Annotated in this window: 13 protein-coding genes, 2 tRNA genes and 2 rRNA genes; 6 read left to right on the top strand and 11 right to left on the bottom strand. The window is 52.5% G+C overall.

Annotation, left to right across the window (positions count from 1 at the left end; translation table 11 throughout):
• Positions 1-37: 37 nt before the first annotated feature.
• Positions 38-616 (bottom strand): D-sedoheptulose 7-phosphate isomerase, encoded by a 579-nt coding sequence (lpcA, locus tag AB7E14_RS10205; protein ID WP_042997830.1) that lies wholly within the window; start codon positions 614-616, stop codon positions 38-40.
• 239 nt (positions 617-855) lie between these two features.
• Between lpcA and fadE the strand changes: the two genes are divergently transcribed.
• Together fadE and AB7E14_RS10215 are read left to right on the top strand one after the other, a co-directional pair.
• Positions 856-3,300: an acyl-CoA dehydrogenase FadE gene (gene fadE, locus AB7E14_RS10210; RefSeq protein ID WP_042997831.1), complete on the top strand. Its 2,445-nt coding sequence runs from the start codon at positions 856-858 to the stop codon at positions 3,298-3,300.
• Positions 3,301-3,409: 109 nt separating this feature from the next.
• Positions 3,410-4,180: an amidohydrolase gene (locus AB7E14_RS10215; protein ID WP_044327757.1), complete on the top strand. Its 771-nt coding sequence runs from the start codon at positions 3,410-3,412 to the stop codon at positions 4,178-4,180.
• A gap of 62 nt (positions 4,181-4,242) precedes the next feature.
• Here the strand turns inward: AB7E14_RS10215 and AB7E14_RS10220 are convergent.
• Together AB7E14_RS10220 and dnaQ are read right to left on the bottom strand one after the other, a co-directional pair.
• Positions 4,243-4,319 (bottom strand) — tRNA-Asp (locus AB7E14_RS10220).
• Positions 4,320-4,452: 133 nt separating this feature from the next.
• Complete coding sequence (gene dnaQ, locus AB7E14_RS10225; RefSeq protein ID WP_192477721.1) at positions 4,453-5,181, bottom strand: DNA polymerase III subunit epsilon; 729 nt, start codon at positions 5,179-5,181, stop codon at positions 4,453-4,455.
• Positions 5,182-5,245: 64 nt separating this feature from the next.
• On the opposite strand from dnaQ, the gene rnhA reads away from it, so the two are divergent.
• A complete protein-coding gene (rnhA, locus tag AB7E14_RS10230; protein ID WP_042997834.1) occupies positions 5,246-5,713 on the top strand; it encodes a ribonuclease HI in 468 nt (155 codons plus the stop codon).
• Here rnhA and AB7E14_RS10235 read toward each other — a convergent pair.
• Positions 5,710-6,432 carry a class I SAM-dependent methyltransferase gene (locus tag AB7E14_RS10235; protein ID WP_044265108.1) on the bottom strand — a complete coding sequence of 241 codons (723 nt, stop codon included), beginning with the start codon at positions 6,430-6,432 and terminating at the stop codon, positions 5,710-5,712. The two genes, rnhA and AB7E14_RS10235, sit on opposite strands and share 4 nt — an antisense overlap.
• A gap of 37 nt (positions 6,433-6,469) precedes the next feature.
• Between AB7E14_RS10235 and gloB the strand changes: the two genes are divergently transcribed.
• A complete protein-coding gene (gloB, locus tag AB7E14_RS10240; RefSeq protein WP_316962895.1) occupies positions 6,470-7,225 on the top strand; it encodes a hydroxyacylglutathione hydrolase in 756 nt (251 codons plus the stop codon).
• A 71-nt stretch (positions 7,226-7,296) separates the two neighbouring features.
• Positions 7,297-8,664, top strand: coding sequence for a murein transglycosylase D (gene mltD / locus AB7E14_RS10245; RefSeq protein WP_042997837.1), 1,368 nt, complete (start codon positions 7,297-7,299; stop codon positions 8,662-8,664).
• A gap of 48 nt (positions 8,665-8,712) precedes the next feature.
• Here the strand turns inward: mltD and AB7E14_RS10250 are convergent, their stop codons facing one another.
• From AB7E14_RS10250 to AB7E14_RS10260, 3 genes are all read right to left on the bottom strand, one after another.
• Positions 8,713-9,483, bottom strand: a complete 771-nt coding sequence (locus AB7E14_RS10250) for a class I SAM-dependent methyltransferase (RefSeq protein ID WP_316962894.1) — start codon at positions 9,481-9,483, stop codon at positions 8,713-8,715.
• 77 nt (positions 9,484-9,560) lie between these two features.
• A complete protein-coding gene (locus tag AB7E14_RS10255) occupies positions 9,561-10,361 on the bottom strand; it encodes an endonuclease/exonuclease/phosphatase family protein (RefSeq protein WP_042997839.1) in 801 nt (266 codons plus the stop codon).
• Positions 10,362-10,492: 131 nt separating this feature from the next.
• The gene (locus tag AB7E14_RS10260; protein WP_058587669.1) at positions 10,493-11,671 is read right to left on the bottom strand and encodes an MFS transporter; all 1,179 of its coding nucleotides are present in this window, start codon (positions 11,669-11,671) and stop codon (positions 10,493-10,495) included.
• Between the two features lie 104 nt (positions 11,672-11,775).
• Between AB7E14_RS10260 and yafC the strand changes: the two genes are divergently transcribed.
• On the top strand, positions 11,776-12,690 hold the full coding sequence (gene yafC / locus AB7E14_RS10265) for a DNA-binding transcriptional regulator YafC (protein WP_316962893.1): 915 nt from the start codon (positions 11,776-11,778) through the stop codon (positions 12,688-12,690).
• A 21-nt stretch (positions 12,691-12,711) separates the two neighbouring features.
• Here yafC and dkgB read toward each other — a convergent pair whose 3' ends face one another.
• The 4 genes from dkgB to AB7E14_RS10285 all read right to left on the bottom strand — a co-directional run.
• Entirely contained in the window at positions 12,712-13,515 is an 804-nt protein-coding gene (gene dkgB / locus AB7E14_RS10270; protein ID WP_316962892.1) for a 2,5-didehydrogluconate reductase DkgB, read from the bottom strand.
• A gap of 164 nt (positions 13,516-13,679) precedes the next feature.
• Positions 13,680-13,756, bottom strand: a tRNA-Asp gene (locus AB7E14_RS10275).
• A 54-nt stretch (positions 13,757-13,810) separates the two neighbouring features.
• Positions 13,811-13,926: ribosomal RNA gene (rrf, locus tag AB7E14_RS10280) — 5S ribosomal RNA — on the bottom strand.
• 198 nt (positions 13,927-14,124) lie between these two features.
• Positions 14,125-14,239: ribosomal RNA gene (locus tag AB7E14_RS10285) — 23S ribosomal RNA — on the bottom strand; the annotation flags it as partial.

Genomic DNA, 14,239 nt, shown 5'->3' on the forward strand with positions numbered 1-14,239 from the left:
TCCACAACTGCGGGGGCGCAAAACCCCCGGCGAAGACTTACTTAACCATCTCTTTTTCGATCAACTGAATCAGGATATGAATCACTTTAATATGAATTTCCTGAATACGGTCAGCATAGCCGAAATGCGGAACGCGGATTTCGATATCGGCAGTACCGGCCATTTTGCCGCCGTCTTTACCGGTCAGGGTGATGACCTTCATTCCCTTCTTGCGTGCCGCGGCGATGGCTTTGATCACGTTACCCGAATTGCCGGAGGTTGAGATGCCTAACAGCACATCGCCTTCGCGCCCTACCGCTTCCACATAACGGGAAAAGACGTAGTCGTAACCGAAATCATTGCTGACGCAGGAGATGTGGCTAACGTCGGAAATCGCAATGGCCGGATAGCCCGGACGGTTTTCGCGATAACGCCCGGTCAGTTCTTCGGCAAAGTGCATGGCGTCACAATGAGAGCCGCCGTTACCGCAGGACAGTACCTTACCTCCTGCTTTAAAACTGTCTGCCAGCAGGACCGCCGCGCGCTGAATGGCGTGAATATTGGCATCATCTTTTAAAAAATTCGCCAGCGTTTCCGCCGCTTCGTTCAGTTCGTTACGAATAAGATCCTGGTACATGAGGATATCCTTCAGCATGAATGTAAATGACAGGATGCAGTGTACCGGATAGCACTGGCAGCGAGAAGCATAAGCCACATCAATGGCGACGGCTTTTGATTTTTCGTGCCGCAGAAATCGGCAACAATGTGAGCTTTGTTGTAATTATTTTGTAAACACATTGCTAAAAGAATTCACATCCACTACAACCATATCATCACAAGTGGTCAGACCTCCTACAAGCAAGGGAGCTTTTCGTTATGATGATTTTGAGTATTCTCGCTACGATTGTTCTGCTCGGCGCGCTGTTTTATCACCGCGTGAGCCTGTTCCTCAGCAGCCTGATTCTGCTCGCATGGACGGCCGCGCTTGGCGTGGCCGGACTGTGGAATATCTGGCTGCTGGTTCCGCTGGCCATTCTCCTCGTCCCGTTCAATGTGACGCCGATGCGTAAATCGATGATCTCCGCGCCGGTGTTCCGTGGCTTTCGTAAGGTGATGCCGCCGATGTCACGTACGGAGAAAGAAGCGATTGATGCCGGTACCACCTGGTGGGAAGGCGATCTGTTTCAGGGCAATCCGGACTGGAAAAAACTGCACAACTATCCGCAGCCGCGTCTGACCGCCGAAGAGCAGGCGTTCATCGACGGCCCGGTGGAAGAAGCGTGCCGCATGGCGAACGACTTCCAGATCACCCACGAGCTGGCCGATCTCCCGCCGGAACTGTGGGCGTTCCTGAAAGAACATCGCTTCTTCGCGATGATCATTAAGAAAGAGTACGGCGGGCTGGAATTCTCCGCTTACGCCCAGTCTCGCGTGCTGCAAAAACTTTCTGGCGTCTCCGGGATCCTGGCGATTACCGTGGGCGTGCCGAACTCCTTAGGCCCAGGCGAGCTGCTGCAACATTACGGTACACAAGAGCAGAAAGACCATTACCTGCCTCGTCTGGCGCGTGGTCAGGAGATCCCTTGCTTTGCGCTGACCAGCCCGGAAGCGGGTTCTGATGCGGGCGCCATTCCGGATACCGGTATTGTTTGTATGGGCGAATGGCAAGGCCAGCAGGTGCTGGGGATGCGTTTGACCTGGAACAAGCGTTATATCACCCTCGCGCCTATCGCCACCGTCCTGGGACTGGCATTTAAACTTTCTGACCCGGATAAGCTGCTGGGCGGCGAAGAAGAACTGGGGATCACCTGTGCGTTAATCCCAACCTCGACGCCAGGCGTGGAAATTGGTCGTCGTCACTTCCCGCTGAACGTCCCGTTCCAGAACGGTCCGACTCGCGGTAACGATGTATTTGTTCCGATCGATTACATCATCGGCGGCCCGAAAATGGCCGGTCAGGGCTGGCGTATGCTGGTGGAATGTCTGTCGGTGGGCCGCGGGATTACCCTGCCGTCTAACTCGACCGGCGGCGTAAAATCCGTTGCGATGGCTACCGGTGCTTATGCCCACATTCGTCGTCAGTTCAAAATCTCTATCGGTAAAATGGAAGGGATTGAAGAACCGCTGGCACGCATTGCCGGTAATGCCTACGTGATGGATGCCGCTGCGTCCCTCATCACCTACGGTATTATGCTCGGTGAGAAACCGGCAGTGCTGTCGGCAATCGTCAAGTATCACTGTACTCATCGTGGTCAGCAGTCAATTATTGACGCGATGGATATCACCGGTGGCAAGGGCATTATGCTGGGCGAAGGTAATTTCCTGGCGCGGGCCTATCAGGGCGCGCCGATCGCCATCACCGTAGAAGGCGCGAACATTCTGACCCGTAGCATGATGATCTTCGGTCAGGGGGCAATTCGCTGCCATCCGTATGTCCTCGAAGAGATGGCGGCCGCACAGAATAACGATGTGAATGCGTTCGACAAACTGCTGTTTAAACATATCGGCCACGTCGGCAGCAACAAAGTGCGCAGCTTCTGGTTGGGTCTGACGCGTGGTTTAACCAGCCAAACGCCCACCCGCGATGCGACGAAGCGTTATTATCAGCACCTTAACCGCCTGAGCGCGAACCTGGCGCTACTCTCTGACGTGTCGATGGCTGTGCTGGGCGGAAGTCTCAAACGCCGCGAGCGCATATCTGCTCGTCTGGGTGATGTGTTGAGCCAGCTGTATCTGGCCTCTGCGGTTCTGAAACGTTACGACGACGAAGGCCGTCATGAAGCGGACCTGCCGCTGGTTCACTGGGGTGTGCAGGATGCACTGTATAAAGCGGAACAGGCAATCGACGATCTGCTGCAGAACTTCCCGAACCGCCTGGTGGCTGGCCTGCTGAACGTGGTGATCTTCCCGACCGGTCGTCACTACCTGGCCCCTTCCGATAAGCTGGATCATAAAGTCGCGAAGATATTGCAGGTACCGAGCGCCACCCGTGACCGTATCGGCCGTGGACAGTATCTGACGCCGAGCGAGCATAACCCGGTGGGATTACTGGAAGAAGCGCTGCTGGATGTGATGGCCGCCGACCCTATTCATCAGCGTATTTGCAAAGAGATTGGCAAAAACCTGCCGTTCACCCGTCTGGATGAACTGGCGCAAAATGCGCTGGCCAAAGGGCTCATTGATAAAGACGAAGCAGCGATTCTGGTCAAAGCGGAAGAAAGCCGACTGCGCAGCATCAATGTGGACGATTTTGAACCCGAGGAGCTGGCGACAAAGCCGGTAAAGCTGCCAGAGAAAGTGCGTAAAGTCGAAGCCGCGTAACGCTTACGCATGACCTATTAGCCTCGCTTCGGCGGGGCTTTTTATCACCCACGTTTCCTGAAATCACGTGCTACAGTGTCAGAATGCTGTTCAACAAGGAGACCCTACCGTGCCTGGTTTGAAAATTACGCTGCTGCAACAACCGCTGGTCTGGATGGATGGACCCGCCAATTTGCGTCACTTTGACCTTTTACTGGAACCGGTAACGGGGCGCGATCTCATCGTCTTACCCGAAATGTTCACCACAGGGTTTGTGATGGAGGCTGCCAGAGAAGCGCCCACTCAGGAGGAGGTGATTTCATGGATGCAAAAACAGGCGCAGCGAACGAACGCTCTGATTGCCGGTAGCGCCGCGCTTCAGACAGAACGTGGCGCGGTAAACCGTTTTTTACTGGTCGAGCCAGAAGGTAACGTGCACTTCTATGATAAACGCCACCTGTTTCGAATGGCTGACGAACATCATCATTACCAGCCAGGCAACCGCCGCGTGATCGTGGAATGGCGCGGGTGGCGCATTCTCCCGCAGGTCTGTTATGACCTGCGTTTTCCAGTATGGTCACGCAATTTGAACGATTATGATCTGGCGCTGTATGTCGCCAATTGGCCGGCGCCTCGTTCTCAGCACTGGCAGACGTTGCTGGCGGCACGCGCGATTGAAAATCAGGTCTGGGTGGCGGGATGTAACCGCGTCGGCACCGACGGCAACGGGCATCACTATCGTGGCGACAGTCGGGTTATCAGCCCGCAAGGAGAAATCATTGCGACAGCGGAAGCCCATCAGGCTACTCGCATTGACGCGGAACTTTCTTTGAGTGCGCTGAAAGCGTATCGGGAGACCTTCCCGGCCTGGCAGGATGCCGACCCGTTTATTCTGCGCTGATTTTTTGACGAGATAAAAACGACGAAAGCCTGAATCATTACTGACTCAGGCTTTCTGAATAGTGGCGGAACGGACGGGACTCGAACCCGCGACCCCCTGCGTGACAGGCAGGTATTCTAACCAACTGAACTACCGCTCCGCGATGTGTTCCACTTGGGAACGAAGCGCATATTACGGATTGCCACACACCTCGTCAACGCTTTTTCTCACGTTTTTAATCGTTTGCTCTAAAAATCACCCGAGCGGCGGTTTTTAACTCATTTGCCGACTTTCTACGCCCGCCAGAGGCAACTTCCCCCTTTCTTTTCCACCAGGTCGAGGCGCGATTCATGGGCCGCCACTTCCTCATCGGTGGCGAAAACGACGCGTAGCTTGCTGGCCTGACGTACAAGCCGCTGGATCCCCGTATTGCCCTGCTGCTGAGTTTCCCCTTCCATCGAAAACGCCATCGTCGTCTGACCGCCGGTCATCATCAGATAAACATCAGCCAGAATCTGGGCATCGAGCAATGCGCCGTGCAGCGTACGCTTGCTGTTGTCTATCTCATAACGCGAGCACAATGCATCCAGGCTATTACGCTTGCCAGGGAACATCTTCCTCGCCAGCGCCAGACTATCGGTAACTTTACAGAAGGTATTGGTTTTCGGGATATCGCGGTTGAGCTTGCTGAACTCGTAGTCCATAAAGCCGATATCAAACGACGCGTTATGAATGACCAGTTCCGCCCCGCGGATATAATCGAGAAATTCATCCGCCACCTCGGCAAATGTCGGCTTGTCCAGCAGGAACTCATCCGCAATTCCGTGGACGCCGAACGCTTCCGGATCCACCAGCCGATCAGGCTTCAGATAGACATGGAAGTTATTCCCCGTCAGACGGCGGTTCACCACCTCTACAGCACCGATCTCAATGATCTTGTGCCCTTCGTAGTGCGCGCCGATCTGGTTCATACCGGTGGTTTCGGTATCGAGGACGATCTGTCGTGTAATTGCAGTGCTCATAGCGGTCATTTATGTCAGACTTGTCGTTTTACGGTTCGATTCAATTACAGGAAGTCTACCAGAGATGCTTAAACAGGTAGAAATTTTCACCGACGGTTCGTGCCTGGGCAATCCAGGTCCGGGCGGTTACGGGGCAATTTTACGCTATCGCGGGCGCGAAAAAACCTTTAATGAGGGCTATATCCTCACGACCAATAATCGCATGGAGCTGATGGCGGCGATCGTCGCCCTGGAAGCCCTGAAAGAACATTGTGAAGTCATTTTGAGCACTGACAGTCAGTATGTGCGCCAGGGGATCACCCAATGGATTCATAACTGGAAAAAACGCGGCTGGAAAACTGCCGACAAAAAACCGGTAAAAAATGTCGATCTCTGGAAGCGTCTTGATGCCGCCCTCGGGCAGCATCAGATCAAATGGGAGTGGGTAAAAGGCCATGCCGGTCATCCAGAAAACGAGCGTTGCGATGAGCTTGCCCGTGCCGCCGCCATGAATCCTACTCAGGAAGACGTTGGTTATCAGCCCGAAGCTTAAACGTCCGGCTTGCGATATTGCCGGGTCGCGCCAACGGCCTGCGGTATGCGCGCTTTCGCCTTGTTCTGTTTCATCGGATTGAGCGTAAGCGGAATCGTTCGCTTACGCGCCACAATCATCTGCATACAGCCCAGCGCAGGAAGGTGTGCACTCAACATCTTTCCTCCTTGCTTTTTCCACGGCAGGACGTGAAAACGGCTGTAGTGCAGCACTTCAAAATTCAGTAGCGACAGCCAGTCCAGTTGGCGCATCAGCGTAAACATACGACTATTATAAGGCGATGATTTACGCAGCACCGGCACCAGCTTGCGCAGCCCCATCAGGCTCACCGGGTTGAATCCGCTCAGTACCAGCCAGCCATCATCAATAAGTACCCGATCGGCTTCACGTAACAAGCGGTGGGGATCGGCGCACCAGGGTAGCGTGTGCGCCAGCAGACAGACATCGACCGATTTATCGGCAAAAGGGAGATGAAGCGGATCGGCCTGAACCTGAACCGGCGAGCCTTTGGCAGAAACGTTAACCTGATGCGAAACCGCACAGGCTTCCGAGTTGATTTCTGCACTTAAATTGCCCACCTTAAGCAGGTGAAAACCATACATTTTTGCAAACCACGGGTTAAGCTGTTTTTCCAGCGCCTCACGATAGTACTCTCCCCAGGGCAAATCGCTCCAGCGATCGGGTGCTACGACTGTTTGAGGGTTCCTTGCCGGTTTCATCACAACCATCCGTTATGCATAGACAGAGAGGTAATTTATGAATCTTAACAGTATTCCGGCGTTTCAGGACAATTACATCTGGGTTCTGAGTAATGATGAAGGACGTTGTCTGATCGTGGACCCGGGCGACGCCGCGCCGGTGTTAAAGGCGATTGCCGAAAACCAGTGGCAGCCAGAGGCTATTCTACTCACTCATCATCATCAGGACCATGTGGGTGGCGTGAAAGAACTGGTACAGAACTTTCCTAAACTAGTGGTTTACGGACCAGCAGAGACACAAGATAAGGGGGTCACTCATATAGTCGAAGATGGCGATTCCGCCCTCATTTTGGGGCATGAATTTAGTATATTTGCTACACCCGGTCACACTTTAGGACATATCTGTTACTTTAGCCATCCTTATCTTTTCTGCGGAGATACGCTGTTTTCGGGAGGTTGTGGACGCCTGTTCGAAGGCACAGCGAGTCAGATGTATCAATCGCTTAAAAAAATATCCGGACTTCCAGACGATACGCTTATTTGTTGCGCCCATGAATATACTTTAGCAAATATGAAGTTTGCCCTGAGCATTCTGCCGCACGATTCGTTCATAAATGATTATTATCGTAAAGTTAATGAGTTACGGGTAAAAAAACAAATGACACTCCCCGTTATTCTGAAAAATGAGCGGAAAAATAATATTTTTTTGAGAACAGAAGATATTGATTTAATTAATGAAATTAACAAAGAAACAATATTGCAACACCCTGAAGAGCGATTTGCCTGGTTAAGGTCAAAGAAAGACAGCTTCTGATAATTGCAGGTTGCCTTTTCAAAACTTCGCCGTTATGATCGGTCGTCTTTTAAGCAACTATTGACACACACATGAAGGCAAAAGCGATCTTACTCGCCTCTGTCCTGCTCGTGGGTTGCCAGTCGTCTCAAAACGCCGGTAATGTCCAACAGCACGCACAGAGCCTTTCTGCAGCTGGTCAAGGGGAAGCAGGAAAGTTTACGAGTCAGGCACGATGGATGGACGATGGGACGTCCCTCGCGCCGGATCAAGACTTGTGGGCTTTCATTGGCGACGAGCTAAAGATGGGAATTCCGGAAAACGACCGGATTCGCGAACAAAAACAGAAGTATTTACGCAATAAGAGCTATCTCCACGATGTAACTTTACGGGCAGAGCCGTATATGTACTGGATAGCCGGGCAAGTTAAGAAACGTAACATGCCAATGGAACTGGTACTACTACCCATAGTGGAGAGCGCTTTTGATCCTCATGCGACGTCTGGCGCCAATGCCGCAGGCATCTGGCAGATCATTCCGAGCACGGGGCGCAATTATGGTTTAAAACAGACCCGCAGTTATGACGCGCGTCGCGATGTGGTGGCTTCCACAACCGCAGCGCTCGACATGATGCAACGTCTGAACAAAATGTTTGACGGCGACTGGCTGCTGACCGTTGCGGCTTATAATAGCGGTGAAGGTCGGGTCATGAAGGCGATTAAAACGAACAAAGCGCGTGGGAAATCCACCGACTTCTGGTCGTTGCCGTTGCCTCAGGAAACGAAGCTGTACGTGCCAAAAATGCTGGCCCTGAGTGATATTCTCAAGAACAGCAAACGTTATGGCGTACGTCTGCCAACCACAGACGAAAGTCGTGCACTGGCGCGTGTTCGTTTAAGCAGTCCGGTTGAAATGGCGCAGGTTGCCGATATGGCGGGGATTCCCGTCAGCAAGCTGAAGACCTTTAATGCTGGTGTGAAAGGCTCCACGCTGGGCGCAAGCGGTCCGCAATACGTAATGGTACCAAAGAAGCATGCAGAGAAACTGCGTGAATCTCTGGCCTCTGGCGAAATTGCTGCCGTACAGTCCACTCTGGTGGCTGATAACACCCCGCTGAACAGTCGTAGTTACACCGTTCGCTCTGGCGATACGCTTTCAGGCATTGCTTCACGTCTCGGCGTGAGCACGAAGGATCTGCAGCAGTGGAATAAGCTGCGTGGTTCAACGCTGAAAGTGGGCCAAAGTCTGACGGTGGGTGCCGGTAACAGTGCACAGCAACTGGCTAAAAACAGCGACAGCATTACCTATCGTGTACGTAAGGGCGATTCGCTTTCGAGCATTGCTAAACGTCACGGCGTTAACATCAAAGATGTCATGCGCTGGAACAACGATACGGACAATCTGAAGCCCGGCGATCAACTGACGTTGTTTGTGAAAAACAACAACACGCCAGACTCCTGATAGCTCACAATATTAAAAGGCACCGATTTCCCCCGGTGCCTATTTTCTTTATGCCGCTTTGTGCGCTTCGGCCATGATGGTATCGCTGGTAAACGATCCCTCGTCCTGTAAAGCGAAGTAAGCTTTCACCTCCGCAGAGGCGCTTACCTGATACAGACGAATCGCATCTACCAGTTCAGCGGGCGTGCGCATTCTCGTCACCCATGAACTAAACTCCAGCGGCAAACGGTCGGTTATCAACGAATCAACAATCAGGTTTGCATCATTCATCAGCGCCAGCCATTCGCCGCTGGAATAGTTGCGAACATGCGAGGTGTCGCGCAATGCCTCCACCGTCTGTAACCAGATATCGCGGACCGGATGCCCTGGGGACATGACATCCATAATAATCAGGACACCGCCCGGTTTTAATACCCGATTAACTTCGCGCAGCGCTCTGCCTACATCATGCCAGTGATGCGCGGAATAACGACTGATAACAATGTCAAAGACAGCATCCTCAAACGGCAGGCTTTCGGCATAGCCCTGCCTGGTGGTGATGTTGGCTAATCCCTTCTCTTTTGCCGCCTGCGCCACAACGTCAAGCATCTGCGAAGATAAATCGTAAGCCACCACTTGTTTCACATTCTGCGCGGCGATAAAGCTTGCATGCCCGGCGCCACAGCCCATATCCAGTACGCTGGCATGAGGGAACGCAGACAGACGCTCAGCCAGACGCTGCAAGTCGCGACCGGTTGCATGCACGGCACTGGTTAAATAGGCATTCGCCTGGGAGCCAAACTGCTTTTCGACGTTATCGTGGTGGGAGTGTGTTGTCATTATGCTGTCCTTTGGTTGTTTGCAAGATAAAGGGCAGCACCACTACAGGTCTGCCCCAACGGCAGACCTGACACACCTTACTGCACAGGTTTGCCGGGACTGAATTCAACGAGTAGCGGATTGTGATCGGATGCGCGTGTGACCAGTACTGAAGCCTCACTGACGTTCAGACCACGATAAAAGACAAAATCCAGGGGGCGACCAAACGCGCGACGGCGCTGATCGTCAGTAAAACGAACCTGGCGCAACGACATTTCGCGCGCGAAGCGATACAGCGCATTCATGCGGCGTCGGCTCCAGGCATTAAAATCTCCGGCCATAATCACCGGGCCACTGTGATGCGCAATCTGGTCACCGATTGGAAGTAACTGCTTACTATACACATCGACCCCCAGACTAAAGTTAACCGCATGGATATTAACGACCATCAACAGTCGCGTATCGGGCAACGGATAGACGGTAACCAGCGCCGATTTTGCCAGGCGCAGGATAGGCTCTCGCTCACGAAGTGGGCAACAGTATACGGGATGCGCGGATGAGAGCGTCATCACCCCTGACGGATGCTGTGGCAGAACAAATGCCGGCACCTGATCGGCCGCCAGGTAATTCGCCGTCGCAAACTTCACCAGCTCCGGCGTCGTTTGCGCTTCCTGTAACAACACCAGGTGCGCATCTTTGCCAAAATTCTTCAGCACCGAAAGCCATTCCGCTCGCTGCTGCTTAAAGATATTCCACACCAGGATACGGATCCGATCTTCACTGCTTAACGGCGCCCCGGCGGGTAATGCCTGGCCGATGCTCGAAAATGACCCGGGCGGCAAAATCCGCTCAGCGGGTTGTCCGGCAACATAGCGCATGGCATAGGTGTTTTTTCGCACTTTTGACTTTCAAACCTCTGTAACGTCAACCAGCCCGGTGCCGGACTGGTTCTTCTGTTATAGGGATTTTAGCTCACACTTTCAACGACCAATTGCAGTTTGTTTTGTAAGCACACACTTACATCAAGTACTTAACCCAGCACGGCTACGCGTGCGGGTTTATCCAGTCGACCACTAATCCCCATCAACAGGAAGGCTCCCAACACAATCAATGCCCCAATCCACGGTGTTTGCGCCAGGCCGAAGTGCTCCACCGTCTGTCCGCCGACAACAGAACCGATCGCAATCCCGATGTTAAAAGCCGCGATGTTGAGGCCGGATGCCACATCTACCACATTCGGCGTAAATTGTTCGGCTTTTTGCACCACATAGACCTGCAAACCCGGTACATTGCCGAAAGCAAAGATCCCCATCACCAGTACCGTTGCCAGCGCGGCGTACTGCATAGTGGCGGTAAACTGAAAGACGAGCAACAGTACAAACAGTGCGGCGAAAATAAACTTCAGCGCAGGCACCGCCCCATGTTTATCCGCCAGTTTTCCGCCCCAGATGTTACCTACCGCGACGGATACGCCATAGCCTAATAAGATCCAACTCACTGCGGCAGGCGAGAAACCCGCCAGATCCTGCATCATCGGCGCCAGAAAGGTAAATGCGGTAAAGACGCCGCCGTAGCCCAATGCCGTGATCGCATAGATGATCAACAAGCGTGGATGCGTTAAGACACTCAACTGGTCACGTAGCGTCGCCGCGGCGCGCCCCGGAATGTTCGCCGGAATGAGCCACTGACTGCTGATCAGCGCAATCACGCCCAACACAGAAACGGCCAGAAAGGTTTCGCGCCAGCCAAAATGCTGACCGATGAACGTCCCCAGAGGAACCCCGGTCACCAGAGCAATCGTCAGACCACCAAACATGATGGCAATGGCAGAAGCCGCTTTTTCTTTTGCTACCAGACTGGTGGCAATGGTGGAGCCAATCGAGAAGAACACGCCATGAGCCAGACCGGTCAGTAAACGGGCCGCAATCAGCGTCATATAACCAGGAGCCTGCCATGCCAGCAGGTTGCCCGCCGTGAACAGGACCATCAGCGCAACCAACAACGGCTTACGCGGCAGACGTCCAGTCAATGCCGTCAGTACTGGCGCGCCAATCGCCACGCCGAGAGCATAGATGGAAACCAACATCCCCGCAGAAGGCAGAGAAATGGCCAGTTGTTCGGCAATTGTCGGCACCAGGCCTACAATCACAAATTCGGTTGTGCCAATAGCAAAAGCACTTATTGTCAGCGCAAATAACGCGAGAGGCATAAATCACTCCATATCATCAGTATTCGGATGACACGCAGTATGCCGGGATGGTTTAATAACAAAAATATCCAAAATCTCAATACAATTTTGCTTCGGGTGCAAAAATGAAAGCAACTTCAGAAGAACTCGCCATTTTTGTTTCAGTGGTAGAAAGCGGAAGTTTCAGCCGGGCGGCAGAACAGTTAGGTCAGGCAAACTCAGCGGTTAGCCGGGCAGTTAAAAAGCTGGAAATGAAGCTTGGCGTGAGTTTACTCAACCGCACAACCCGGCAACTCAGCCTGACAGAAGAAGGTGAACGCTATTTTCGCCGCGTCCAGTCTTTGTTGCAGGAGATGGCGGCGGCAGAAACGGAAATCATGGAGACACGCAGCACTCCACGCGGGGTGCTCCGTATCGATGCCGCCACGCCGGTGATGCTGCATTTTCTGATGCCGTTGATAAAGCCTTTCCGCGAACGTTACCCGGAAATTACGCTTTCTCTTGTTTCCTCTGAAACCTTTATCAATTTGATCGAGAGAAAAGTGGATATTGCAATCCGTGCAGGCACATTGACGGATTCCAGTCTCCGCGCCCGACCGCTCTTTAACAGCTATCGGAAGATTATTGCCTCGCCGGATTATCTTGAACAATACGGGAAGCCGGAAACAGTGGAAGAGCTAAAAGCACACCTGTGCCTGGGCTTCACCGAACCCGTATCCCTCAACACCTGGCCTATCGCTTGTAGCGATGGGCAACTTCACGAGATTGACTGTGGAATTTCGTCAAACAGCGGCGAAACGCTTAAACAACTCTGCCTCAGCGGAAACGGCATTGCCTGCCTGTCGGACTACATGATTGATCGGGAAATTGCGCGAGGTGAACTGGTGGAGCTGATGGCCGATAAACGCCTGCCGGTAGAGATGCCGTTCAGCGCCGTCTATTACAGCGATCGTGCCGTGAGTACGCGTATTCGGGCATTTATCGATTTTCTGAGTGAATATATAAGAACAGCTCCCGGAGGAGCTGTTAAAGAGGGTTAAAGGCATTCTGGGGTTAACGCATTAATCCCACTGCGGTGCCAGTCCTTCCGGGCTTACCAGGCGATTGTTGCAATCCAGAGCAGCGATCGCTTTTTTATCTTCGGTATCTAACGTTAGATCCAGCGCCAACAGGTTGCTTGCCAGGTTTTCTCGCTTAGTGGAAGAAGGAATGACCGAGTAACCTTCATCCATCGCCCATGCCAGGATCACCTGAGCTGCAGTGGCGTTGTGTTTCGCCGCGATGCGGGTAATCACTTCATCTTTCAGTGCCTTACCATATGCCAGCGTCATGTAAGACGTGATGTGGATACCGTGTGCATTCGCCCAGTCAACCACTTTGCCATTTTGCAGGTAAGGAGACAGTTCAATTTGGTTAGTCGCAATATTTTCAGCACCAACCGCTGCAATGGCTTTTTCCATCAGCGGGATAGTGAAGTTAGAGATACCGATTTCACGCGTCAGTCCCTGCTTTTTCGCTTCCAGCAGCGCCTGCATGAATTCCTCAACCGATACAGCATCATTTGGTGATGGCCAGTGGATCAGCGTCAGATCAACATAATCAGTACGCAGTTTTTTCAGGCTCTCTTTCAGGCTAGGGATCAGCTTGTCTTTGCTCAGATTCTCAATCCAGATCTTGGTCGTAATGTACAACTCATTGCGCGGAACGCCGCTCTCTGCAATTGCCTGGCCAACTGCGGCTTCATTATCATAGATTTGTGCAGTATCGACAGCACGGTAACCGAGCTCCAGAGCCGTTTTTACGGATGCAATAACAACATCGTCCTTAAGACGGAAGGTACCTAAACCGAATGCCGGGATAGTCATAATAATTCCTCTTTGATTCATCATGTTCGTTAACTGAGAGGATTATGACGTTTTGCGTTTTGTTGAAAAAGAGCGAAAAATGCAGAGGATTTTTGCGTTTTTAGCAACAATTAGATTTCAGGCAAAGAAAAAGCCCTGAGTGTTAACTCAGGGCTCTTAATAAGTGGCGGAACGGACGGGACTCGAACCCGCGACCCCCTGCGTGACAGGCAGGTATTCTAACCAACTGAACTACCGCTCCACCGAATTTTTCTACAACTACTGATTTTTACATCAGTTTACTGCTTAATTTGATGCCTGGCAGTTCCCTACTCTCGCATGGGGAGACCCCACACTACCATCGGCGCTACGGCGTTTCACTTCTGAGTTCGGCATGGGGTCAGGTGGGACCACCGCGCTAAAGCCGCCAGGCAAATTCTTGCTGCTCTGTACGCAATATTTTATCGCATCAGCTGCGTTGGCTGCATTCGCCAACGTCAGTCACATACCTGTGTATGCTCCTTCCGTCGCTTCATTTGCCGCCTTGCCGCTGCGCAAACTATTGCGCACTACAATCCGGTATCAACGCTGAAAATTCTCTCAAATCCGCCAAAACATCTTCGGCGTTGTAAGGTTAAGCCTCACGGTTCATTAGTACCGGTTAGCTCAACGCATCGCTGCGCTTACACACCCGGCCTATCAACGTCGTCGTCTTCAACGTTCCTTCAGGACCCTTAAAGGGTCA

The sequence above is a fragment of the Citrobacter sp. genome (assembly GCF_050252275.1).
Lineage (GTDB): Bacteria > Pseudomonadota > Gammaproteobacteria > Enterobacterales > Enterobacteriaceae > Citrobacter_A > Citrobacter_A amalonaticus.